Source organism: Pelagimonas varians (assembly GCF_003208435.1).
GTDB lineage: Bacteria > Pseudomonadota > Alphaproteobacteria > Rhodobacterales > Rhodobacteraceae > Pelagimonas > Pelagimonas varians.
Map to the genome: position 1 here is coordinate 357,129 of NZ_QKMF01000002.1, position 25,245 is coordinate 382,373.

General features: G+C 56.0%; 18 protein-coding genes. 9 read left to right on the forward strand and 9 right to left on the reverse strand.

Features of this window, described 5'->3' with window-relative positions; translation table 11 throughout:
• Positions 1-24 precede the first annotated feature (24 nt).
• Complete coding sequence (locus C8N36_RS04205; RefSeq protein ID WP_097803358.1) at positions 25-2,142, forward strand: HEAT repeat domain-containing protein; 2,118 nt, start codon at positions 25-27, stop codon at positions 2,140-2,142.
• Positions 2,143-2,548: 406 nt separating this feature from the next.
• On the forward strand, positions 2,549-4,585 hold the full coding sequence (locus tag C8N36_RS04210; RefSeq protein WP_170125796.1) for an ATP-binding protein: 2,037 nt from the start codon (positions 2,549-2,551) through the stop codon (positions 4,583-4,585).
• 88 nt (positions 4,586-4,673) lie between these two features.
• On the opposite strand, the gene prpE is transcribed toward C8N36_RS04210, so the two are convergent.
• Positions 4,674-6,566, reverse strand: a complete 1,893-nt coding sequence (gene prpE / locus C8N36_RS04215) for a propionate-CoA ligase PrpE (RefSeq protein ID WP_097803360.1) — start codon at positions 6,564-6,566, stop codon at positions 4,674-4,676.
• Positions 6,567-6,815: 249 nt separating this feature from the next.
• Positions 6,816-9,095, reverse strand: a complete 2,280-nt coding sequence (locus C8N36_RS04220; protein WP_097803361.1) for an NADP-dependent malic enzyme — start codon at positions 9,093-9,095, stop codon at positions 6,816-6,818.
• 177 nt (positions 9,096-9,272) lie between these two features.
• Between C8N36_RS04220 and C8N36_RS04225 the strand changes: the two genes are divergently transcribed.
• The 6 genes from C8N36_RS04225 (at position 9,273) to C8N36_RS04250 (ending at position 15,221) form a co-directional block, all read left to right on the forward strand.
• Positions 9,273-9,692 carry a cytidine deaminase gene (locus C8N36_RS04225; protein ID WP_097803362.1) on the forward strand — a complete coding sequence of 140 codons (420 nt, stop codon included), beginning with the start codon at positions 9,273-9,275 and terminating at the stop codon, positions 9,690-9,692.
• Positions 9,689-10,984 carry a thymidine phosphorylase gene (locus C8N36_RS04230; protein WP_097803363.1) on the forward strand — a complete coding sequence of 432 codons (1,296 nt, stop codon included), beginning with the start codon at positions 9,689-9,691 and terminating at the stop codon, positions 10,982-10,984. Before C8N36_RS04225 ends, C8N36_RS04230 begins: the two co-directional genes overlap by 4 nt.
• Complete coding sequence (locus C8N36_RS04235; protein WP_176527066.1) at positions 10,981-12,183, forward strand: phosphopentomutase; 1,203 nt, start codon at positions 10,981-10,983, stop codon at positions 12,181-12,183. The genes C8N36_RS04230 and C8N36_RS04235 overlap by 4 nt, the downstream gene beginning before the upstream one ends.
• Complete coding sequence (locus tag C8N36_RS04240) at positions 12,180-13,187, forward strand: adenosine deaminase (RefSeq protein WP_097803365.1); 1,008 nt, start codon at positions 12,180-12,182, stop codon at positions 13,185-13,187. The genes C8N36_RS04235 and C8N36_RS04240 overlap by 4 nt, the downstream gene beginning before the upstream one ends.
• Positions 13,184-13,816, forward strand: coding sequence for a uracil phosphoribosyltransferase (gene upp, locus C8N36_RS04245; RefSeq protein ID WP_097803366.1), 633 nt, complete (start codon positions 13,184-13,186; stop codon positions 13,814-13,816). Before C8N36_RS04240 ends, upp begins: the two co-directional genes overlap by 4 nt.
• A gap of 67 nt (positions 13,817-13,883) precedes the next feature.
• Complete coding sequence (locus tag C8N36_RS04250; protein WP_097803367.1) at positions 13,884-15,221, forward strand: SPOR domain-containing protein; 1,338 nt, start codon at positions 13,884-13,886, stop codon at positions 15,219-15,221.
• Between the two features lie 61 nt (positions 15,222-15,282).
• On the opposite strand, the gene C8N36_RS04255 is transcribed toward C8N36_RS04250, so the two are convergent.
• A complete protein-coding gene (locus C8N36_RS04255) occupies positions 15,283-16,347 on the reverse strand; it encodes a hypothetical protein (RefSeq protein WP_245910718.1) in 1,065 nt (354 codons plus the stop codon).
• A gap of 148 nt (positions 16,348-16,495) precedes the next feature.
• Between C8N36_RS04255 and C8N36_RS04260 the strand changes: the two genes are divergently transcribed.
• A complete protein-coding gene (locus C8N36_RS04260) occupies positions 16,496-17,854 on the forward strand; it encodes an MFS transporter (protein ID WP_097803368.1) in 1,359 nt (452 codons plus the stop codon).
• 164 nt (positions 17,855-18,018) lie between these two features.
• Here C8N36_RS04260 and C8N36_RS24820 read toward each other — a convergent pair whose 3' ends face one another.
• The 6 genes from C8N36_RS24820 to C8N36_RS04290 form a co-directional block, all read right to left on the reverse strand.
• A complete protein-coding gene (locus C8N36_RS24820; protein WP_097803369.1) occupies positions 18,019-18,315 on the reverse strand; it encodes a CBU_0592 family membrane protein in 297 nt (98 codons plus the stop codon).
• Positions 18,316-18,441: 126 nt separating this feature from the next.
• Positions 18,442-19,164, reverse strand: coding sequence for a VIT1/CCC1 transporter family protein (locus C8N36_RS04270; protein WP_097803420.1), 723 nt, complete (start codon positions 19,162-19,164; stop codon positions 18,442-18,444).
• 81 nt (positions 19,165-19,245) lie between these two features.
• Entirely contained in the window at positions 19,246-22,020 is a 2,775-nt protein-coding gene (locus C8N36_RS04275; protein ID WP_097803370.1) for a DUF2339 domain-containing protein, read from the reverse strand.
• Positions 22,021-22,159: 139 nt separating this feature from the next.
• Entirely contained in the window at positions 22,160-23,170 is a 1,011-nt protein-coding gene (locus C8N36_RS04280; RefSeq protein ID WP_097803371.1) for a YcjF family protein, read from the reverse strand.
• Positions 23,167-23,664 carry a GNAT family N-acetyltransferase gene (locus C8N36_RS04285; protein WP_306456904.1) on the reverse strand — a complete coding sequence of 166 codons (498 nt, stop codon included), beginning with the start codon at positions 23,662-23,664 and terminating at the stop codon, positions 23,167-23,169. The genes C8N36_RS04280 and C8N36_RS04285 overlap by 4 nt, the downstream gene beginning before the upstream one ends.
• Positions 23,661-25,076, reverse strand: coding sequence for a YcjX family GTP-binding protein (locus tag C8N36_RS04290; RefSeq protein WP_097803372.1), 1,416 nt, complete (start codon positions 25,074-25,076; stop codon positions 23,661-23,663). Before C8N36_RS04290 ends, C8N36_RS04285 begins: the two co-directional genes overlap by 4 nt.
• Between the last annotated feature and the right edge of the window lie 169 nt (positions 25,077-25,245).

Here is a 25,245-nt window from a genome sequence, read left to right on the forward strand (position 1 = left end):
ACAGACGACCAAAGCGAGGCCGCTATGCTGACGCGCAATCCAAGCTCTTTGAATAACCATGCCGATCCAGTACCAACACTGTTGCGGCATCTGGAAACTGGCAATGATGTGATCCGTATCGGGGTTGTGCAGGCTTTGACGGCCCAAGCGCCCGGCGACGATCGGGCCCGCCGCGTGTTGCTGGACGCCTTGCGCGACGAAGACCTTGACGTGCGCACCGATGCCATGAACGCCCTTGCCGTTTTTGCCTTGCCTGAGGATGCGGATGTGATCCGTGAAAGTCTGGTCGGGGATCCGGTGCGCGAAGTCAAACAGCTTGCTATTCAACTGTTGGTGGATCTCAAAGATGAGGGGTCGGTGTCCTTGTTTCGCGCTTTGGCCAAAGACCGCTGCGAAGATCAGGTGGCATGGGAAGACGAAGCCGGACTTTGGGATGAATGGCTGGAAATTCAGGTCGCAGTGATCCGGGCACTAGGCCAATTGGGCGGCGCTGAATTGGCCCGCGATCTTTTGGCAGCGCGCGATGACGAATTTGGTCAAAACCTCGATCTTCCGGTGTTTTCTGCGCTGGCCCAGATGGGCAGTGAAGGGCTGACATGGCTTTTGTCTGTGGCGCAGACCGAAACCGGATTGCCCCGCAAGCGCGCGTTAGAGGCAATGGCAATGGCCGATCCTGAGGCTTTGCGCGATCATATGGAGTATCTGCTGGCGGATAAGGCTGCGCAGGTGCGCCGTTTGGCCCTGCCATTGGTAAACGCCAAGGACGATCTGGCGAGGCAGCTTTGTTTGGCGGATCCGGATGCCGGACTGCGCGCCGAAGCCTTGGCCGGTTTCGCGCCAGACCGGCCCGACTTGGCAGTGCCTGCGCTGAGCGACTCTGCGGCAGTGGTACAGGCTGTGGCGCTCGACCATCTAGAAGTTCCGGTTGCGGAAAATTTGCAAGAGGCATTGGCTGGCAACATGCAAGCGTGGCTTGCCACCGGTGACGGCAATCTCTCGACTGCAGCAGCACGCAACTGGTTTCGTGTGTTCCCCGCCGCACCTCACGCCCCATTGCTTGATCTTATCCGTGATGAAATGCGTCCGCTTGAGGCACGTATTGCCGCAATTGATGCTTTGGCAGGCGCGCAAGATGATGCAGCCACTGAACGGTTGGTGTCTTTGCTTGGCAATTCTGCGCAGCAGGTGCGATTGGTGGCGCTGACCCATCTCGTGACCCGGTCTAGCCAAGGCGATGAAAAGGCAACGGAGGCGCTGACCTTGGCCGCCGAAGGGGTACTTTTGTCACCCGATGCCAGCGTGATTGAGCGTGCCAAAGAGCAAGGTGTAGACGCTGCTGCCGACCGCGATGATCTAGAGGAAGATGAAGGGCCACGTTTGCGTGTTACCGAAGATGGCGATGTTGTTGATGCAACCAAAGACCAAATACAAACATCTGAAAATGTCTCGACCCTGCAAGCCATCCAACTGGCCCGGGTCCCCAGTGAGACGACCAAAAAGGCCCGCGCAAAACGCAAACGCCGTGCAGTCGAAGGCCCGGATGAAATCGCGCAGGATTTGGCTCGCGTTGCGCTGGGTTTGTTTGGCAAGTTGACCTCGGATCAGGTTTTCGAAGCTATTTTGGGGCAGGCATCAAACACGGATGACGTGATGCGTGTGGCGGCCTACCGTGCGCTGTCTCAGCAGCCTGCGGAAAAGCTGCGCGTTGGTCAGGCCCGCGAATTGATTGCCCGTGCGTTGATGGATCGAAACGACAGCGTGCGTGCCATTGCTGCCGGTTTGGCCAGCCAAGACCCCGCTTTGCGTGATGGGGTCGCCGCCTTGATAAACGATCCTGATGTTCTGGTGCGTGTGGCCGCAGTTGGGGCGTCGGACGATCCGGATGCTTTGTTGGGCGTATTATCCGACAGTGCCGGCCAGATACGCGAAATGGCGTTTGAACGGTTGCGCGATTTGATGTCAGCGGACTTGACGGCAACGGCCTTTGATCACCTTCTGGCTGCCGGGCGCATCGATACTTTGCGATCCTCAGCGCAAAAAGATCTGGTGGTTCGCGACTTGGCCCTAAGCAAACTGGACGAGGCTGATTTGTCTAAACTGGACTTACATGTTGTTCTGGGCGCGCTGTCCCCACAGATTTAAGCCAAATTCGAAAGTATAAAGACAAAGTTCTTACACCCCTTTCTTCCGAAGGGGTGTTTGCTTGCTTTCCGGCTCGTGGCTTTGTGGCTCCGCTGATCGTGCCAGCTTAGCTGTATATTAACGGGCATCTGTTTAGTTAACGTGCACTCCACTAAACACAGGGCACCCCGATTTGGAAGTGAGGCAAAGGCATAACGACGCGTACTCTTGTGAGGCACGCAAGGGGCTATTGCTTTCCCTGTCCAACGAACGCGTCGACAGCCTGTTTGTACGTTTGTTTTTATATACCTGTGGATGTTTGTTGGCGTGGTTCGCGATTGGACCTGTGCCGTCCATGCTTGCGTATTCATGCTTGTTGATCTGCGATCTGATTGACTGCTGGTTTTTGAAAACTGTGGTTCGAAGGATGCTTGCAGAAGACAAATTGGTGCTGGCAGAACGAATAACCGTCTTCACCGGTGCCATTCAGGCCGCCTCTCTGGGGGTGGCGACAGCGGTCTATTTTTTTATTGCCAGCAATGAAGCCAATATTTTGTTTGTCATAGGTGCTATGGGCTTAACTGCGGTAAATTCGGCGATTTCATTGCCGAAATTCCCGTTGGTCGGATTGGTTCGCTTGGGAATTTGCGCAGTGACCCCTGTAATTTTACTGACGTATCGAGCCATCGAACTGAAAACCCTCGACGTGTTTAACTTCACAGACGTCTCAGGCGTCATGTTGTTGTTGTGCATGATCTACATGTTCGCCGCCTTTACCAGGTCGGGTATGCAAAGCTTTCGCACAAATCAGTCCCTTGCGGCCAAAGAAGCAGAGCTGCTGCAGGTCAACACGGATATGCGAAGCCATCAAAAAGAATTGCGAAAGTTGTCTTTGGTTGCCCGAAAAGCGAATGACAGCGTGGTGCTAAGCGATCCTGATCGCAAGATCATTTGGACAAATGAGGCCTTCACAAGGGTGACCGGTTTTAGCTTTGAGGAGGCAAGGGGACAAAGAATTGTCGATTTGCTTGGCGGCAATGATGACGCACTCAAGCAACCTCAAAGCATTGATAGGGCAGTAGAAGCCGGCGAGGCTTTCCAAGGTGAATTTGAGAATATCACCAAAGACAACCGCCGCATCTGGGTCGATGTAAACTTGTTTCCGGTGCATGATGACGATGGTGAAGTTGAATTTTTCGTCGCGATCGAACGGGATATTACGCAAGCCAAGATTTTCGCCAACGAAATGGTAGAAGCCCGCCGCGCCGCCGAAGAAGGGGCCCGCGCCAAAGCCGAGTTCCTTGCGAATATGAGCCATGAAATTCGCACGCCGTTGTCTGGCATTATCGGGATGGCAGATTTGCTATCTGAAACCCAACTATCAGAAGAACAGCAAATGTATGTGCGAACAGTGGTCGGGTCTTCCCAATCGCTGATGGGGGTGATCAATGATGTCTTGGATCTGTCCCAGCTGGATGCGGGGCGTTTGGAACTTAGCCCGTCTGAATTTTCGCTCAGTCACTTCTTTCAAGATACGCTTTCCTTACTGGCCGTCTCGGCAAAAAGCGAGGACCTGACTGTCAGTTTGGATTTGGATCCTGACTGCCCCGACATCGTCACGGCAGACGAAAGTCGATTGCGGCAAGTTGCGATCAATTTGATTGGCAATGCAATCAAGTTTACTGAGCGCGGACAGGTCACTGTCCGTGTCCGTTGTTTGGGGCTTGGGGTGACCAGAACGCTGGTATTCGAAGTTGAAGACAGCGGTATTGGCATCCCGGAGAACAAGTTGGATCGCATTTTTGACCGGTTTACACAGGCCGAAGCGGAAACCACGCGAAAATTTGGGGGAACCGGTTTAGGCCTGACAATTTCCAAACATATTGTCGAGGTGATGAAAGGTGAAATCTCTGTAATTTCAGAAGTCGGGAAAGGTTCTGTATTTTCGGTTTCGGTTCCCATTGTGGCGATAGGTGCTTCCAGCACACCTGCCAACAAATTTGTCGCGAAGACCGTGTTAGACTATTCCTTTCTGACCGGTGCGAAGATACTGATCGCGGAAGACAACGGAACCAACAGGTTACTCTTGTCAAAATATCTATCAGCTCTTCCTGTTAAGCTGAAATTTGCGAAAGATGGCGCTGAAGCGGTTGCTGTGGCAGCCAGTTTTGAACCCGACCTGATTTTTATGGACGTGTCGATGCCCAAAATCAGTGGGCTGGATGCGACGCGTCAAATTCGGAAACTGCCAATAGCGCAGCCAAGTATTGTCGCATTGACGGCGCACGCCTTTGACACTGAAAGACAGTCTTGTCTTGACGCTGGAATGGATCACTTCTTGACCAAGCCCATTCGGAAAAAAGAATTGATCGAATGGATCGTCAGTTATTGGCAAGAAAAGCAATCCAAATGGGACCTCTCAATGGGGCAAAAGGATTTGCCTTCCACAAAACGGACCGGCTGATGTGTGCCTTTGACGGGTAGAACTGGCGTAAACGAAAAAACCCGGCTTACGCCGGGTTTCTTGTAGAGTGTGATAGCCTCAAAAGAGCTCAGTCTTTGGCGTAACCCAGCCCCTTAAGAGCCACTTTGATTTCATCCAAAATAGCTGGATCATCAATTGTGGCGGGCATTTTGAACGCTTCACTATCTGCGATCTTAACCATGGTTGCGCGTAAAATCTTGCCCGACCGTGTTTTTGGCAAGCGATCGACAACACAACATAGCTTGAATGCCGCGACGGGCCCGATCTTTTCGCGCACCAGTTTAACGCATTCTTTTACCACATCTGCATCAGGTTTTTCCGTGCCTGCATTGAGACACAAAAAGCCCATTGGAAGCTGGCCCTTTAGCTGATCGGTAACGCCAATCACAGCACATTCTGCAACGTCAGGGTGGTTAGCCAAGACTTCTTCCATGCCACCTGTCGATAGGCGGTGACCGGCAACATTGATGACGTCATCGGTGCGCGCCATAATGTACAGATAGCCGTCTTCGTCAATCATGCCCGCATCGCCGGTCTCATAGTAGCCGGGGAAATGCTCCAAATAGCTTTTCTTGAAACGCTCTTCAGCGTTCCAAAGGTTTGGCAAAGTGCCTGGGGGCAAGGGCAATTTGATCGCAATCGCGCCCATTTCATTAGGAGCCACCGGGTTGCCGCCCTCATCCAGAATACGAACGTCATAGCCGGGGAGGGGTTTGGCAGGGGACCCTAATTTCGTTGGCAGCTCTTCAATGCCGAGCGGGTTGCCAGCAATGGCCCAACCGGTTTCAGTCTGCCACCAGTGGTCGATAACAGGCACTTTCAGCTGGTTTTGCGCCCAGGTAATCGTGTCTGGGTCTGCACGCTCGCCTGCCAGATAAACGGCTTTCAGGCAGCTCAGATCGTATTTTCCAACGAATTCGCCTTTGGGATCTTCGCGTTTGACAGCGCGAAAGGCCGTCGGGGCGGTGAAGAAGCTTTTGACTTTGTATTCGGAGATGACGCGCCAGAATGTACCAGCGTCCGGGGTGCCAACAGGTTTGCCTTCGAAAACAATCGTCGTGTTGCCATGCACCAGCGGCCCGTAGGTGATGTAGCTGTGGCCAACGACCCAACCAACATCTGAAGCTGCCCAAAACACATCTCCGGGATCAACGTTATACAGGTTTTTCATTGTCCAGTTCAACGCCACCAGATGGCCGCCAGTGGGGCGGATCACGCCTTTGGGTTGGCCTGTGGTGCCGGACGTATAAAGAATATAGGCGGGGTGATTGCCTTCAACCGGAACACATTCTGCCGGCTCAACACCATACTGGAAACCGTGCCAGTTAAAATCGCGGCCCTCGATCAGTTCGGCAACCTCTTGTTCACGCTGGAATACAACGCAAAAATCGGGCTTGTGGTTTGACAGTTCGATGGCACCATCCAGCAGCGGTTTGTAGTGCACAACCCGACCCGGCTCCATTCCGCAAGACGCGGCAATGATGGCCTTTGGCTTGGCATCGTCGATACGCACTGCCAGTTCATTTGCGGCAAACCCGCCAAAGACCACTGAATGCACCGCGCCAAGGCGGGCACAGGCCAACATAGCCTCAAGCGCTTCGGGAATCATCGGCATGTAGATGATAACGCGATCGCCTTTTTCGACACCCTTGGCGCGCAGAGCACCGGCCAGATTGGCAACGCGGTTGCGCAGTTCAACAAAAGTGACTTCGCGTTTTGTGTGGGTGATTGGGCTGTCATAGATGATGGCGGTTTGTTCACCGCGGCCAGCCTCGACATGGCGATCGACAGCGTTCCAGCATGTATTGACCATACCGTCCGCGAACCATTCATACAGGTTGTCGCCCAGGTCTGTCAGCGCTTTGCTTGGTTTTTTGTCCCAATCAATTGCTTCGGCCGCGTCCATCCAGAACCCTTCGGGGTCTGATTTCCAGCTGTCGTAAACCTCTTGATAGCCCATGGCATCCTCCACTAATTCTATCCTCTCAAATGGGATAAGGGGCGGGGGTTGATCCGGGCAAGCCTCATGATTGTTTGTGGACAGATTACCGCACGAGAATATATGGTTTTTCAAAAAGGGCCTTGCAAATTTATGCAAAGCCCCTGCGTTTTAGCCGTTTCGCAGCAAAGTTTTCGAATAATTGCAAAGTTGCAAATTCATGTTGCGAAGTTTTTGAGACTGCCGGGCAAAAGATTCGCGCGGCGTGCTTTAGCTATAGGCTGTCACCGGTGTCCCCGCGATAGCCGCCATATTCAGCAATCCTCGCGCTGTAATTGACGGCGTCACGATGTGCGCGCGGTTTCCCATACCCATCAGAATGGGTCCGACCTCCAGCCCGTCGGCCTTCATCTTGAGGATATTGCGCACGCCCGAAGCGGCATCTGCATGCGCAAATATCAACACGTTTGCGGTGCCGGTCATTCGGTTTCCGGGCAAGACCATTTCGCGGTACTTTTCGTCCAAGGCGGCGTCGACATTCATTTCGCCTTCGTAGCAAAAATCCCGTGGTTCGCTGTCCAGAATGGTGATGGCTTCGCGCAAGCGTTGGCCGGACCCTTCGGCCTGATTGCCAAATTGAGACTGGGAGCACAGCGCAATTTTTGGCTCCAACCCAAAGCGTTTTACATGCCGCGCCGCGCCAATTGCGGATTCCGCCAGTTCTTGGGGGGAGGGACGGGACCGCACGTGCGTATCCGCAATGAACAGTGGCCCATCCTCAAGAATCATAAGCGACAGTGCCCCGTGCACATGGGAACTGGGGGTGCCAAGAACTTGATTTACGTAGTTCAAATGCCAGCGGAATTCACCAAATGTCCCGCAGATCAGGCTGTCTGCCTCGCCGCGATGCACCATGATTGCGCCAATTGCAGTCGAGTTTGTGCGCATAATGGCGCGGGCGGTTTCAGGCGATACGCCGCGGCGGCACATAATCTGATGGTATTCCATCCAATAGTCGCGATAGCGCGGATCGTTTTCCGGGTTTACGATTTTGAAGTCGCGTTCGGGGCGAATTTCCAGTCCCAGCTTTTCGCAGCGATGTGTGATCACTTCGGGGCGGCCAATCAAAATAGGTGTTTCGGTGGTTTCTTCCAAAATGGCTTGGGCTGAACGCAAAACTCGCTCGTCTTCGCCTTCAGCAAAGACGATCCGGCGTGATGCGGTCGCGGCGGCTTGGAACACGGGGCGCATCAACAGGGCCGATTTGTAAACGCTCGCGTCCAATTTTTGCTTGTAGGCGTTCAGGTCTTTTAGGGGGCGTTTTGCGACACCCGTTTCCATTGCGGCCTTGGCCACCGCGGTCGACACGACACCGGACAGGCGCGGATCAAAGGGTTTGGGGATCAGATAGTCTTCGCCAAATGTCAGCTGTTCGCCGCTATATGCAGCAGCGGCTTCGGCGCTGGTTGTGGCGCGGGCAAGGGCGGCAATACCTTCGACGCAGGCAACTTGCATCGCGTCATTGATTTCGGTTGCGCCAACATCCAAGGCCCCGCGAAAGATGAAGGGGAAACACAACACGTTGTTGACCTGATTTGGGAAGTCGCTGCGTCCGGTGGCAATAATCGCATCCGGAGCGACCTGACGTGCGAGGTCTGGCATAATTTCAGGGGTTGGATTGGCCAGCGCAAAAACCACAGGGCGTTTGGTCATTTTGGCGACATGTTCGGGTTTCAAAACGCCGGGCCCTGAGAGCCCAAGGAAGAGATCCGCCCCATCGATCACGTCGTCAACCGTTCGCAAATCGGACTTTTGCGCAAAAGCGGCCTTTTGCGGGTTCATGTCTTCGATGCGGCCTTCGTAGACCAAGCCGTGAATGTCACACAGCCAAATGTTCTCGCGCTTCACCCCCAGTTTCAGCAGCATATTCAGGCAGGCAATCCCCGCTGCGCCGCCACCGGTTGAAACGATTTTGATGTCTTCAAATTTTTTACCGGCGACATGCAGCGCATTGGTGGCGGCTGCGCCGACGACGATGGCGGTACCGTGTTGATCGTCGTGAAAAACCGGAATGTTCATCCGCTCGCGGCAAATTCGTTCAACGATAAAACAATCCGGGGCCTTGATGTCCTCCAGATTGATCGCACCAAATGTTGGTTCCAATGCGCAAACGATCTCGGCCAGCTTTTCGGGGTCGGGCTGGTCAACTTCGATGTCAAAGCAATCGATGTCTGCGAACTTCTTGAACAGAACCGCTTTGCCCTCCATCACCGGCTTTGAGGCCAATGCGCCAATGTTTCCAAGCCCTAGGACCGCTGTTCCGTTTGAAACAACGGCCACCAAATTGCCCCGCGTTGTATAGCGCGCAGCGTTTTCGGGATCGTCTTTGATCTCAAGGCAGGCTTCGGCGACGCCCGGTGAATAGGCCCGGCTCAGATCACGGCCGTTGGCCAAAGGCTTGGTTGCACGGATTTCCAATTTTCCCGGTTTGGGATTTTCATGATAGAAAAGCGCGGCCTGACGCAATGTTTCCTTGGCTGAGTCGGTCATCTTAAGTCCTGATTCTCAATATAGTTTAGCGCTAAACTATTTTGTCTGTGGGGGTGTGTTTCCCAAACGGCTTAACAGTTTCTCGTTAAAAAAGAAAACGGAATTGACGCTAGGGCGTGGGTCTTGCATTCTGTCAGGCCGCTTCGCAAACTGCTGCGGAGATTACCGGAGTATATAATGTCCCGCCCTGAGTCGTTGTCTGATTTGGCCCGCGCCGTGCGCGAAAATGCCTACGCCCCATATTCCCACTTCAAAGTGGGGGCCGCGCTGCGCACCCCTGCGGGGAACATCTACACCGGATGCAATGTCGAAAACGTTGCATATCCAGAAGGCACCTGTGCCGAGGCGGGCGCGATTGCCGCGATGGTCGCAGCCGGTGAAACAGAAATCTCCGAAGCTTATGTTATCGCTGATAGCGCGCACCCGGTGCCGCCCTGTGGGGGATGCCGGCAAAAGCTGGCGGAATTCGCCAAGTCGGGCGTGCTGGTGACCTTGGCAACCATTGATGGCGCAGAACAGAAGGTAACGGTCGCAGATTTACTGCCCGGTGCCTTTGGCCGCGATCACATGGCTGCCGAAGCAGGAGACAAAACATGACAGACGCGCGGGCAATCAACGCAGCGCTGCGTAAGGGCGAGGACCCCAGTCCCGCCGAACTCAACTGGTTTGCGCATGGATTGGCGGATGGTCGGGTCAGTGCGGCCCAAGCGGGCGCTTTTGCGATGGGGGTCTGTTTGCGTGGGTTGTCGGAGCAAGGGCGCGTTGCCTTGACCTTGGCGATGCGCGATTCCGGCCATGTGTTGGACTGGGATTTGGACGCGCCGGTTGTCGACAAGCATTCCACCGGCGGCGTCGGCGATTGCGTCAGCCTTGTTCTGGCTCCGATGTTGGCCGCCTGCGGCGTGTACAATCCGATGATTTCGGGCCGCGGGTTGGGCCACACCGGCGGCACGCTCGATAAACTCGAGGCGATACCGGGGTATTCGGTTGCCCCCGACGAGACGCGGTTTCGTCAGATTGTTCAGGATGTGGGCTGTGCGATTGTCAGTGCGTCGGCGAATATCGCGCCTGCAGACAAACGGCTGTATGCGATCCGCGATGTGACCGGCACGGTCGAGAGCCTTGATTTAATCACCGCGTCCGTCTTGTCCAAAAAGCTTGCGGCAGGGCTGCAGTCTTTGGTTTTAGATGTCAAAGTCGGTTCCGGTGCTTTTATGAAAACTGCGGATGACGCGCGGGCGTTGGCGAAATCGCTTGTGGCGACCGCCAACGCGGCAGGGTGCCCGACAACGGCGCTGATCACGGATATGTCTCAGCCCTTAGTCCCGTCGCTTGGCAATGCGCTTGAGGTCGATCTGAGCATGCAGGTTTTGACTGGCAAGCTTGAAGGGCCGCTGTTGGAGCTGAGCGTCGATTTGGGGGCCGAGTTATTAAAAACCGCGGGCATTCAGGGTGGCGAGGCAAAACTGCGCGCATCCATCGCATCGGGGGCAGCAGCAGAACGGTTTGGCAAGATGGTCTATGCCTTGGGTGGTCCGCTTAGCTTTGTCGAAGACTGGCGCCGATTCTTGCCCGAAGCACCGGTTATTCGCGAAGTCGCAGCCAGCGGTTCTGGGGTTGTGACGGCGATTGACGGCGAGATTTTGGGATTGGCGGTGGTCGATCTGGGCGGCGGGCGCCGTGTGGAAACCGATCAAGTGAACCCATCCGTCGGGCTGACCGAAGTGGTGCGCTTGGGGGCCAAAGTGGCAAGGGGCCAACCACTGGCCGTGATCCATGCTGCCCGCGAAGAACAAGCCGATGCGGCTGCCGAAGCGATCCGTGCGGCCATCACTTTGGGTGATGCTGCACCGCAACCTGTACCTTTGACTCTTGAAAGGGTGGCGTGATGCGAGCCTTCTTAGTTGTGATGGATTCAGTTGGTATTGGCGGCGCGCCTGATGCCGCAAGTTATTTCAACGGGGACTTGCCCGACACCGGTTCCAATACACTGGGGCATATTGCCGAAGCCTGCGCGGCAGGCCGTGCCGATAAGGGGCGGTCAGGGCCGTTGAATGTACCGAATCTGGCTTCGCTGGGGCTGTTTCAGGCTTTGGACCTTGCTGCTGGGAAAAAATCCCGAAATCAGGATGTGACCGGCCGGTTTGCTGCGGCAACCGAAGTGTCGAAAGGCAAGGATACGCCGTCCGGCCATTGGGAACTGGCCGGACTTCCGGTGCCGTGGGACTGGCACTATTTTCCGGATGCGCAGCCTGCGTTTCCTGCCGATGTGACGGCCAAAGCCTGCGAACTGGCGGGAACCTCTGGTATCTTGGGCAACTGCCACGGATCAGGAACCGTGATGATTGACCGGTTCGGGGAGGAGCACTTCGAGACAGGCATGCCGATCTGTTACACCTCTGCCGACAGCGTGTTCCAGATTGCGGCGCATGAAGAGGTGTTTGGTTTGGACCGCCTGTATGACATGTGCAAAGGGCTCGCGCCTATGTTGCACGGGATGAAAGTGGGCCGAGTGATCGCGCGTCCGTTTGTCGGCACACCGGGGAATTTCAAGCGTACAGCGCGCCGCCGCGATTTCGCGATCACCCCGCCTGGTCCGGTCGTCACAAATTGGGCCCAAGATGCTGGCCGCGCCGTTTATGCCGTCGGCAAGATTGGCGATATTTTTTCGATGACCGGTATTGATGAAGTGCGCAAGGGAACCGACGTCACCTTGATGGGCCACCTGTCCGATCTTGTAGATACCGCAAGGGATGGCAGTCTGACCTTTGCCAATTTTGTCGAATTCGATTCTGAATACGGCCATCGTCGGGACATTGCGGGCTACGCACGACATTTGGAATGGTTCGATGCTGAACTGGGCCGATTGTTGGGCCGTTTGCGCGACGGGGACATGATGGTTCTCACCGCCGATCACGGCAATGACCCCAGTTGGCCCGGCACGGACCATACCCGCGAACGCGTTCCGGTTTTGGTCACGGGCAAGGGCGAGGGGGAGATCGGACAGATCGCCTTTGCTGACGTCGCAGCCAGCATCGCTGCTCATCTTAATATACCGGCGCAAGGTCCGGGCAGGAGCTTTCTATGATCGACGAAGACCGTCAAAGCGCCATCCTCAATCGTCCGAAGGCAGAATTGCATACGCATATTGAAGGCGCTGCACCGCCTGCCTTCATTCAGGGGCTGGCAAAAGAGAAAAACATCGATATTTCACGGATCTTTCGCGAAGACGGCTCTTATGACTATCGCGATTTTGTGCATTTCCTATCGGTTTATGAGGCAGCGACATCTGTTTTGACTGGCCCTGCGGAATTTGCCCGCCTGACCACCGCAATTTTGACGGAAGCCGCCGAAAACGGTGTAGTCTACATGGAGACGTTCATCAGTCCGGACTTTTGCGGCGGCAGCGATGTTGCGGCTTGGAAGGAATACCTGCACGCGATCCAAGACGCGGCTGATGCGGCGCAGCGCGACATGGGCATAACTTTGTGCGGCATTGCAACGCCGATCCGACACTTTGGACCGGACAAGGCCAAACTGGCTGCTAGATGTGCGGCGGAGACGGCCGGGGAATTTATCGTGGGTCTCGGAATGGGCGGCGATGAAAACCAAGGCCGTCAAGGCGACTTTGCCTATAGTTTCGACATGGCCCGCGAGGCTGGTTTACATTTGACCACGCATGCTGGTGAATGGCGCGGCCCCCAAGAAGTGCGCGACGCCGTCGAAGATTTGGGTGTGACCCGAATCGGCCATGGGGTGCGCGTCATCGAAGATCTGGCCGTCGTGGACATGCTGATTGAACGGGAAATCACGCTTGAGATTTGCCCGGGCTCCAACGTTTTCTTGGGGGTTTATGACAAATTAGAACAGCATCCGATTGAAAAACTGCGCGAACGGGGCGTCAAAGTGACCGTGTCTACGGATGATCCGCCGTTCTTTCGCACCACCATGCGCAAGGAATATGCCGATCTGATGCGGGTTTTTGACTGGGATGCAGAAATCTTTGACCAAATCGACCGCAACACCATGGACGCCGCCTTCTGTGGGGCAGATACAAAGGCACGGATTCGCAAGCTATTGGAGGCGTCATGACCCAACATCTGACCATCGTCGATCACCCGCTGGTGCAGCACAAGCTGAGTTTGATGCGCGAAAAAGACACGTCTACCGCGTCGTTCCGCCAATTGCTGCGCGAAATCAGCCTGCTTCTGGCCTATGAGGTGACGCGCGAATTGCCGGTCACCAAACGTGAAATTGAAACGCCGCTGATGAAGATGCAAGCGCCTGTTATCGAAGGTAAAAAGCTGGCTTTGGTGTCAATTTTGCGCGCTGGTAACGGCTTGATGGACGGTATTCTGGAATTGATTCCAGCGGCGCGCGTCGGGTTCATTGGGTTGTACCGCGACGAAGAAACCCTGCAGCCGGTTCAATATTACAACAAGCTGCCCAAGCGGATGGAAAAACGCACCGCGATTGTTGTTGATCCTATGCTTGCCACCGGAAATTCATCCGCTGCTGCGATTGATCTGGTCAAGGAAGCTGGTGCAACTGACATCCGGTTTTTGTGTCTGCTGGCTGCCCCGGAAGGCGTTGCGCGGATGAAAGAAGCCCATCCAGATGTGCCGATTGTGACTGCGTCCTTGGATGAAAAACTCAATGAACTCGGTTACATCGTTCCCGGTCTTGGCGATGCCGGTGACCGGATGTTCGGGACAAAATAGGCGGTTTCAACGCTTTACAGACCTTGGTTGATCGGGCATTCTGTCCCCTACATCTGTGGGGGCAGACATGACATTGAAAACATTAACTATTTTGGCCGTAGTGGCAGCAGGTTTCGGAATCGTATCTGAGCCAGCTTTGGCGCAAAGCAAAATCAACACCGTCCCGTCAAGCTTTCCGCCTGCGTCTTACACGGGCAAACAATTCGTGGACAGCCGCGGTTGCGTTTATGTACGCGCTGGATTTGACGGAGTTGTAAACTGGGTGCCGCGCGTATCGCGTCAGCGCACGCAACTGTGCGGTCAAAAACCAACGTTCGGGTCAACCACCGCTGCGGCGCAACCACCAGCGAAACCAGCGGCAAAGCCTGTTCAGATCGCGGCCCCGACCGCAGCGCCCAAGCCAAAGCCCAAACCTGTTGCGGCTCCGGCCCCGCGTGTTGCTGCCAAGCCTGCGCCCCAGCCACGGACCACCACCCAAACTGCGCGTGTGGCACCCAAGCCGCAGCCCAAACCCGCAACGGTTACCGCTGCGCCCCAACGGCAAATGCGGGTTGTTCGCGCCCCCGCGTCCAAGCCAGTCGCCGCTCAGCCACCTCGAGTTGTGCGCAGCGTTCCAAAGGCATCGGTCGCAACGGCGGCTCCCAAACCACCAACAAAGGGCCGATATGCCGTCGTTCCTGATTTTAATGCGTGCAGCAGTGGTGGTGGAACGCGGGTTGTAAATGGGCGCACCTACAAAGTGCGTTGCGGTCCGCAGACTTCGCCGCATGTGACTGTTATCCGCCGCGGCACTGTGGCTGGCCCTGGTACGCGCCATGACAACAGCCAAGGCTGGGAAGGCAGTGATTTAAAACTGCCAGGTCAAACGCGGATCGTTCCGCGCCATGTGTATGAACAGCGCGATACCCAAGTTGCCGTCGTTCCTGCTGGTTATCGCCCTGCGTGGGATGATGGTCGTCTGAACCAATACCGCGCGTATCAAACCGTTGACGGTTACTATGCGACGCAAAAAGAATGGACCAACACCGTGCCGCGCGGATTGGTCGTTCAAGCCAAAAAGCACGAGGTCAAAGCGCCGGTCATCGCCTATTCCACGCGCCGCGCGCATGCTGTGCCAACCAGTCAAGTCAGTGCTGCACCTGTCATTTCAACCCGTTCAGCCCCCAAGGCGGTTGCCGGTTCTGCTCGATTCGTTGAAATCGGTGTCTTTACGACGGAACCCAAAGCACGGGCAGCAGCTGCACGCTTGAACGGAGCCGGTTTGCCGGTGAAGGTCAGCAGTTACAAGCGCAACGGTCAAACATTGCGGCGGGTCATGGTTGGGCCTTACGGGTCAGCTGGTGCTTTGAACGCTGGTCTGAAGTCTGTTCGCTCTGTCGGCTATACGCAGGCATACACCCGCTAAACCTGTTTTCTTCTTGTTACAAAGCCCGCCTGACAAAATCCGGCGGGCTTTTTCGTGTCTGCTATTCTTCGCAAATGCTTTGGAGCCGTAGCCAGTCGCCGTCGCTCAGAAGGTCTTTGTCGTCGCTGGCAGTATGTGGATCGCCCTCGATCAGTTCCAGCGTGGTTTCGCCCGTCATATCGCGCGCATAGCCATAGGCCGTGCTACGCAAACCGGCCTTTTGAAAGGCCGCGAGCAAGAGGTCGATATCGTCGCCGCTGTCAGGAACCGTGAGCATATATTCAGCGTAGCCGGCGAGGGCTGTGTCAGGAAGTTGGCCGGTTGTAATCAATTGGACGGCTGCAATCGGGCCTGTGTGGTCCAGTAGATCCTTGAGCGGATCATTTGCTTTTGCCTTGGTGTCCTGCGACAGGATAAAGCCAGCGGCAACACCGGGGTCTTCATAGTCTTCTATAATGGACTTGTTGAGCAACACGATCCCGCCGGGCAAATGCGTGCTTTGCTGCACCCCGCTGCGTAAAACGATGACAGTGTCGGTTCGGTTCGGGCCTAGAACCCGCCCGGCGAGCTTTCTCAAGGGCGGACGGGCGTCGGTTGTCATGCAGGGTTGACCGGTCACACGCGCCATATGCCCCAGTAAGGCCACGCCGATTTCAGCCCGTTTCACAGCAGGGACAACCTGAACAGCATAGTTTTGCAAAGCACCCGGCACCCAAAGCACCGTGGCGGTTGCGACCGTAGCCACGACCGCAATTCCCAAAATCAACCGCAGTTTCCCTGGACGCGGGCGGCGTCGATCTATGGCCTTCAAAAGCCGTTCAATCCCGTCAATCATAACGGCTTCGGATGCGTCCAGTTCGAGTGTTTCTTCGGGGTCGCCATCAGGGTGGAAAATGGCCGGCAAGGCCGTGCCGTTCAACCGCACAATTGCAGCCAAAGACCAATGCGCCAAAACACGGCCTGGAATATCGGTGATGGTCAGTGTTGCATCACCGAGCGAGACCACAACTTCGCGTCGTTGCTCAGCGATGTTGGGCCGCCATAATCCGGTTGCTTCAAGCCGTTCAAATTTCTTCAGTGCTGTCATTTTGGGCTGCTCTGCCTCTGTTTCGCACCAGAATATCATGTGTGCCGCCTCGGAGCAATCTTGCAGCAAATTGGAAGGAAATGGCGCAGCCCTTGCGGAGAACTCTTCCCGTGCCGGCCAATCTTTGGGTTTCTGGCCGCTATAGAAAACCGGTTGAATGGACTTCAAACTGGCGTAGTGTTCGCCTATGATCGGAGCCCTTGGGACCCCCACGTACCGCCGTTTGCTGCTTGCCCAGATACTGTCTGTGTTTGGGTCTGGTTTAACGACCATTGCTTTGGGCTTGCTGGCGTTTGAGATGGCGGGGGCGCAGGCAGGTGCTGTTTTGGGTGTGGCTTTGGGCATCAAGATGGTGGCCTATGTCGGTTTGGCACCGATTGCAGCAGCATTGGCAGCGCATTTGCCGAGACGCGCCTTTTTGATCGGGCTTGATCTGGCGCGCGCCTGTCTGGTGCTTGTTTTGCCTTTCGTGTCCGAGATCTGGCACATCTATGTGTTGGTCTTCGGATTTCAGGCTTTTTCGGCGGCGTTTACGCCCACGTTTCAAGCGATCATCCCTGAAATCTTGAAGTCCGAAGAAGACTATACCCAAGCGTTGTCTTTTTCACGTTTGACCTATGATCTCGAAGCTTTGTTGGGTCCACTGGCCGCAGGGCTGCTTTTGGTGGTCTTTTCCTTTGACGTCTTGTTTGTCGGTACGGCACTGGGGTTTCTGGCCTCGGCTGGTTTGGTGCTGTCCGTCACTTTGCCGGCGCAAAGCCGGTCCCTTGTCGCGCTGTCCTTTCGCAAGCGTGTGACCCGAGGTTCCGAGATCTACCTGAAAACGCCGCGATTGCGCGGCGTGTTGGCCTTGTATCTGGCCGTTGCCGTGGCGACTGCGATGGTGATTGTGAACACTGTTGTGCAGGTCAAACAGGTTCTTGGAATGGGGGACGAGGCGGTCGCGCTGTATTTTGCCGCCAGTGGTTTGGGGTCAATGTGTGTGGCATTGGTGCTGCCTAGAATACTGGGCAAACAATCTCCGAGAACCGTAATGCTCTTGGGCGGGGTATGCCTGGCGTTGGTCTTGGCTATGGCGGCCTTTGGTCCAGGGGCCGCTTTGGGGCTGGTGCTTTGGGTGGCGCTTGGGGCTGGGGCGTCGTTGATCCAAACGCCCACCGGTTTGTTGATCACGCGATCATGCCAACCGGAAGACAGACCCGCGGTTTTTGCGGCGCAATTTGCGCTGTCCCATTCAGCTTGGTTACTGGCCTATCCTTTGGCGGGGGTGATGGGGGCAAACTTGGGCCTGCCCGTGACTTTTGCTGTCATGTCGGGTATCGCCATGGCGGCCACCATTTGCGCAATGTGGGTTTGGCCCAAACGCGATCCCGCCCGGATAATGCACAGCCATTCTTTGCCAATGGACCAGCATCCCACGGATCTATTGATACAAGATGAAGCGACAAAGGAGGGGTTTTTGTTTCACTCACATGAGTTTGTCATTGATGACGCGCATCTTAAATGGCCCAATGCACAAAGACCTACTGATAGTGGCGAAACCTAGCCAGAGCGAGAAAGGCACGCGCGCCCTTGCTGAATACGCGTGCCGGAATTTTGTGAAACGGGGCTTTTTCTTTAGGCCGGAGACAAAGGCACGCAAACAAAATCACCGGCTGAAATTGCGATTGTCGGTGCAGGGATTTGCGAGCTGGACTTGGCCGCGATCTGCTACCTCCGAGTGTATAAAGTGTCCTGCCAGCGGTGCAAAATCCTCAAGGTAATGCCGATCACTCCGAGAACAATCCAAAAAATCTGGATCAGCGCCGAGGCCAAATTGAATTCATTGCTCAGGCTAATGAGAACAAGAGAGGCGGCAAAGGTGTTGCAGACAAAATATCTGATGCTCTCACTGCTCAAAATCCGCAAACAGAGGCAGGAATAGACGGTGACATAGAGCAAAAAGCCAGCAACTCCGATGTACCTATAAAATAGATCCGGACTGGATCCGGCGACTAAATCGGTCACTTCTGACCTCCGATAATGGACATAAAAAAGATAGTTTTGAAATGTCCTTGGATACTATGCCTGCAAAGAGGGGCGTGACAGTCACGTATTCCTGACTGTCACGCATGTATCTATGACCTTCTAGAATCAGCCGTGAAACAACGATCCAACGACATAGGCAATGCTGGCTGCAGCCCCGCCAATTGCCAAAGTCTCTAAACCGGAGCGCCACCACGGGCTGAGCGACCAGACGCTTTTCAACGTTCCGATCACAAAAAAGCTGATCATTGTCAGCCAGATGGAAATGCTAAAGGCACTCTCAAGGCCCAATAAAAAAGGCATCAAGGGAATGAAGCCTGCGATCAAGAAGGCCCCGAATGTCACCAGCGCAGCCCGCATTGGATGCGGATCCACCGGTGCCACCCCGTATTCCCCGTCAAGCATTGTGGCGATCCACGCTTCACGATTGGCGGCCATCTGATCAACCGCATCCTCTAGGGTGCGTCCGGACAAGCCCTTTTGGGCCAAGATGCTGCGCAGCTCTCGCCGCTCGCCTTCGGGGGTGATTTTAATATGGCGTTCTTCAATGCATCTCAGTCGTTGGATGTCATCAAGTTCAGCCTTGGTAGCTGAATAATTGCCCGCAGCCATAGAGAATCCATCTGCCAGCACATTTGCAACGCCCAAGGCAACGATAATAAATGGCGACAGTCCCGCGCCTGCGACCCCGGCGACAATGGCAAAGGTTGTGACGGATCCGTCAATCGCGCCATAAACCACATCACGCAAATCCCCGCGGCCCGGAGGCTGCGCCAAGCGGCTGTCGATTTCTTTTTGGCTGTGTCCATGTTCTAGCGGCGTATTGTCCATGGTAACGTCCTCGCATGTCCGGACGCGTTCGCGCCCCATCGGCAACATGTCATTCACGGCTTGGCGTTTCCATGCGCTGTATCAATCCGGTTCTGATTGTGCCTTTGCTTCTGGCTCGGGATCATCCGCCCGCAGCCCGACCCATCGGTTCAGCCACGCCAAACCGGCCAAAGACAGGCCAAGGACGAGGAAAGAGAACACCCGTACCAACCCTTGCAATCCAGAGATATCGATCAAAAACACCTTGGCGACGGCCAGTGCCATCACAAACACTCCGGCGCGGCGCAACAGGTCTGATTTGCGGGCCAATGCTTGATAAAACAGGGAGGCACCGGTCAGCAATAGCGTCACAGTATAGGTATAGAGTTCGGGCTGGGTCAGACCAAATTGCACGGGCATAGCTGCATTGCCACGCCATCCGTGGCGGATCGCCAACGCGGTCCAAACCACCGTCAACAGTATGGCCAAAGCATTGACAACAAAACGCAACCGCACAAACTTTTTTGGTAGAATCCGACTGGATAAGACCAAGGCACCCGCTGGTAATAAGTAAGCCGCGAGCAGAGTATTCACGATCACCACCCCAATAACGTTTTGCGGCTCGAGCAGCGGGTTTGCCAAGGTTACGGAAACGACAATCGCTCCGGCGGCGCAAATAGCATAGGTTGCGGCAAGGGCTGCGCGTACCCAAAGTAGGCTACCTCCCAGTTGCATACGATGAATTTGCGCGGATGCCAGCAAAACCCAGATGGTTGCGTAAAGGCCCATCTGCCAGTGCATCCCAGTGACATCGTGACCCGCGAAGTGTTCGATTGCATGGTAAAGAACGAGGCTTAGTGTAAGCCCGCCGACGGACCAAGTGGCGCTTTCCAAAACCACCTGCGCCTTGGGACGCGGCAACGGAATTTGCAGACGAAAGGCCACGAACAAGGCAATCGAGGTCCCCCCGTAGGTCAGGAACATCTCCCAGAAGGGGGCTATAGTGGCCCAGTCAAGGCCGGGGTCAAAGACCAACCGAAAGCCAACGCCAATGACACCGGACAGGATATAGGCTCCGAGTAAGGGCAGATCGAACCGGCGGTCCAATGCGGCAGCCGACAAAACAGTGGCAGCTAGGGCGAGCGTCAACGCCGCTTCGGTCAACACGATGCCAAGCGCAAACGCCAGACAGGCCAGGGCCGAAATCACCGCAAGAGATATCCGCATTTTGTTGGCGCTCTCGGTGCGGGCATATTGAACGGCCAATGCTGTCATCAAACAGGACAGACCCAAAGCATGAAACGCCCATGGCCATTCCCCGATCAGATCGACGGGGTGCCATGTCAGCTCCAGCGCAATCCCTGCCAGTGGGGCCAGTAACACCGCTAACGCCGTCCAAACCGCCTGATATTGGACGGCGTTAAAGCTGCGCCAAGCCGCGACAAGCGTTGGCACGAGAGCTGCCAAAAGAGCCATGGATACGCCCCAAAGCATCCGGACTTCGGTCTGGCCTTCATGTGCTAACAATGTGTCATGCATCAACTGACGGACATGCCAGTTCGCGTCGGGCCACGCCAACAAGGCAAGGATTATGCCTGCGGGGATCACAGTGTGATCTTGAATGGCGGGGGCGGCGCGTACCCACAAGATGAAAAGCACAGCCAGCCCGGACGCCAGCGCCAAACTGAGCCAAAAAGTGCCGACGCTGTTCTGCGCGGTCAAGACCAGCGGCACGCAGGCTGCGGTTGTGATGCCCATGGACAAGCGCACCGGAAAAATCGGCCAAACCGCTCTGATCTTGTTCTGCTTCAGGTCCCAAAATGTTTGGACAAAAGAAGGCCCGCCATGATCGGGCCATAACCCGCGTGACGGGATCAAAACCGCTGCAATTATCATTCCGGAGCAATAAGCAGCAAATCCTGCATTGAGGGCTGCGTTGGACATGCCAGATGCCCACAAAGCGGCTCCGGCCCCCATGCCTGCAACCAAGGTCAGCACACTGATCCAAGCCCAGCGGCGCACCGTATCGATGCCCAGACCCAAGATGACCATCAACCCGAAATAGAGAAACAGCCATTCCGGCGTTTGGGATGAGCCACCGACCAAAAACGGCGCAGCCAAACCACCGAGTAATCCGATGGCCGCCAGCAAAGATCCATGAAACCAGCCCAAAACCATGCCAAGCATGGCAACGGCAAACAATCCGGCAAATGCGGGCGTTGCGCCGATCAGCCCGTACATCATCCGCGCCGCCAGTATGCCGCCCATCAGCGACACAAGGCCTGCACCGGACAGGACCGACGGCAAATAGGCAGTGGCGCTGGATTCGTCATCACCATATTTGCGACGGATCCATTCACCGGCCACGATCAGGCACGCCCCAAAGACAAGGGCGCTTGCGATGCGGGCCGTCGGGCTCAAGATCCCGGTTTCGATCCCGTATTGGACAAAAAAGACACCTGCCAAGGCAAGCGACGCAGCGGCGGCGACGTAAAACCAGTTTGCGGTGAGCCAGCGCGTTAAGGCCGCAAAACGCTGTGCGTTCAAAACCGTGGCCTGACTGGGCTGGCGCTGTAGCTTGCTGTCGGTTTTTGGGTGATCGGGCCGTTTCCACGGGGGCTTGGGGACGGTGATTTCAGGCGGCGCGCTTTGAATTTGATCGGCTGGGCGCGCCGACGTGCCTAAAGGCACCACATTTTCTGCGGCTTTGGCTGGCGGAGCCTTGGGTGGACCGGAATCGCGCCAAAGCAGCTCCAACTGCGCTGTCAGCTCCGCAACTTGGCGGCGCAACCTGACGTGGGACACAAGCAAATAAACAACTGAGGCCGGTATCGCCAAGACCAGCAGACCAATAACAAGATAAAGAAAGTCATACATTGTTCATGGTCCTTCTTGGCCCTGCGAAAACGCGCTCCGGCACCGTAGCGCGGATTTTTAGCAAAGGGAGGTAGGGCAAACCGGACCTGCCTTACCCCTTTCGATCATAGGCGGTAACGATGAAAAGGGGCGCGCGCAGTTAGCTTTTTCCCGAGGAAAACAACCCGCCCAATGCCTGCCGGATGATCCCGCTGACAGAAGGACGCTTGGCGGCAGAAAATGGCAGCGGGCGGCACACTTCGATGGCAGCAACGCCAACACGGGCAGTCAATGATCCGTTCACGACACCTTCGCCAAAGCGGCGTGACAGCTTGCCCAGAATGCTTCCGCCAAGGATGGGTTCCAGCATATCGTCACCCACGGCCACAGCGCCGGTTGCCACCAAATGGGACATCACGGCGCGGGTCAGGCGCCAACTGCCGAGTGTGCCAGACCGGCCACCATAGATTTCAGCAATGCGGCGGATCATCCGCAGGTTGGCGGTGAGCGCGGTTGCAACATCGGCCAGCGCCATTGGCACCAATGCGGTGACGGTGGCGACCTGCCGTGCAGCGGCTTCGACTTCGCGTTGCGCGGCGATATCCAGCGGCACCAAAAGTTCGGTTTCTGCCAAGGCCAACAGTCCCGACGCGTCAAAGACTTCGTCTTGCCGCTCCATCAGACGTGTGCGGCCCCAACGTGTGTCATCGCGGCATTGATACAGGGCCAAAAGCTGGGTGTTGACGGATCGGGCGGCTTGCAGGTCATCATCGGCAAGCGCACTGTCGGCGGCACGGTGCAGGGCATCAATACGCGACAGGCGGGAAAATGCGGCGACTTCCTTGATTATTATCAGCATACACACCAGCAAAAACAGACCGAGCAGCCCGGTGACTGCCCAACCTAGCATGGGGCTGGAGGCGATCAGAGCGGTGACATAATTCCACGCCGCAATCGAGACAACTGTGCTGAGTAAGGCCAGCAACAACCTCCAGAACCAGCGGGCCAGTTGCGACGGCTGGCGGGTTGCCAGTGCGGCCACGGTTGCCATGGCTTGCCCTTGCGGAGGCAATTCGGACTGCGTTTCGGGAACGGGGGCCACCTCTGAGGGGGAAGGGGCGGGGCCATCATCTTCGAGATCAATCAGGACGGGGCCTTTTGTGTCAGTCATGTGGTGGCGTCCTTTGATTTGGTGGCAAGGGCTTCGATCGTGGCAGATTTTGGCTTGGACCATAAAAAGCGCACATCCGGCAAGCCTTCGTCATTGTCGGCACCTGAGGTTCGCTCGACCTCGGCAAAAGCATGACGTTTATAGAAGCGTTGCGCGCCGGTGTTGGCTTGAAATGTCCAAAGGTTCAGACTGTCGACCTGTGTTTTTGCATGGTCCAAAAGCGCGGTGCCCACCCCTTTGCCCTGTGCTTTGGACATGACGAAAAGCGCGTGCACATCAGCGGCTTCGCGGGCAATAAAACCGATGATTTGACCGGCATCATCTTCGGCCACAGAAACCCAGCCATGGTCAATCATGCGTCCTGCATGCGAAATGTCTTCGGCACCGCTGTGCAGGCGCGGTTTCCACGGATTGGCCGCGACGGCTTCGGTGATCATCGCCCCTAATTTGCCGGCGTCCGTTGACCTTGCTGTTCGCAGTGTGACCTGTGTCACAGCTTGTCGCCCAGCAAGAATTGGGCTGCGCGGTCAAGACGGATATGCGGCGGGCCATTGCCGGGTTTTAGAGTCAGTTGGGCAGGGGCAAAATTCATCACCTGATAATCCTGATCAAGCCAACCGGTTGCTCCGTCGCGCGCCGGTCCCAGCAGGTGCGATGGGTCATCGGGCAGGTTGCCGGGGAAAAACGCTGCTTGCTTTCCGGTTTCCAACAAAGTGCCGCGTACACAATCCAGATCACGTCCGCCGTGGCTGATGGTTTGTTCGGTGGTCGCCCGCAGACTTGCCAAAGCCATGGCTTGGGTCTCGGCCCCCGCAAAGCGGGCGCGATCGCGGGCATCGCGGATCAGGGCCTCCATGATGGCGGATAATTTCGGGTGTTGAGAATGGTGCAGGTGGTCGGCCTTGGTGGCCGCGAACAAGATTTTTTCGACCCGCTTCCCTAGCAGCAGATTGGTCAAAAAGGCATTCGCACCGGGGCGGTAAGCGGTCAGAATATCCGCCATAGTCTGGCGTAGGTCTTCAACCGCGCGCGGTCCGGCATGAATTGCCCCCAAGGCATCGACCAGCACGACCTGCCGGTCTATCCGCGAAAAATGATCGCGGAAAAACGGTTTCACCACCCGCGATTTATAGGCTTCAAATCGGCGCTCCATCTCTCGCCACAGCGATTTGCGCGGCACAGTTCCTTTGGGCGGAAGCGGTGCAAAGGTCAGCACAGGCGATCCGGCAAGTTCGCCGGGCAGCAAAAACCGCCCGGGCGAGCAATCGGAAAATCCGGCTTTGCGGGCGACATGCAGCGCCTTTGTGTATGTGTCCGCCAATGCGCGGGCACGGGTTTCGTCAAAGGTTTGGGCGCAGTCTTCGGCCTTGGCCATTGCGACATAGGCTGGACCATCGGGCCGATGCTCCATCCGCGTCAGCATTTCCGACGACCAATCGGCATAGTCCTTGTGCATCAGGCTCAGATCCAGCAGCCATTCACCGGGGTAGTCAATGATATCAACATGAACGGTGCGCGGGCCTTGGAAACCGGACAAAAGCCCGCTGGGCGCTACTTTCAACGACAAACGCAATTCGGAAATCGCGCGGGTGCTGTCTGGCCAATGCGGTTCGCGCGCTGTCAACGCACCAAGGTGGTTTTCATAATCGAACCGGGCGATTGTGTCGTCGGGCTGCGGTTGAAGATAGGCTGATAGAATGCGGCCTTCGGATTGGGCCACCAATTGCGGCATACGCCCGCGATCCAGCAGGTTGGCAACCAACGAGGTGATGAATACCGTCTTGCCTGCGCGTGCCAAACCTGTGACGCCAAGGCGAATGGTCGGTTCCATAAATGTTTCGGATATGGTGTCCGTCACATTGCCCACAGAGCGTGCAACCGTATCTGCAATCGTGCCAATCACCATAAAAATGCGCCCTTTGGTTCAAACTCGGATGCAACTTAGTCATCCCGGCCCCGAACAACCAGAGCCCGCAGGACGGGGAATTCGACAAACTGTGCTGCAAAGGCCAAACCTGCTGCTTTTGGGGGCGTCACCTTGAAAGCACGGTCTTGGTGGCATCCAGGGAAGGGAT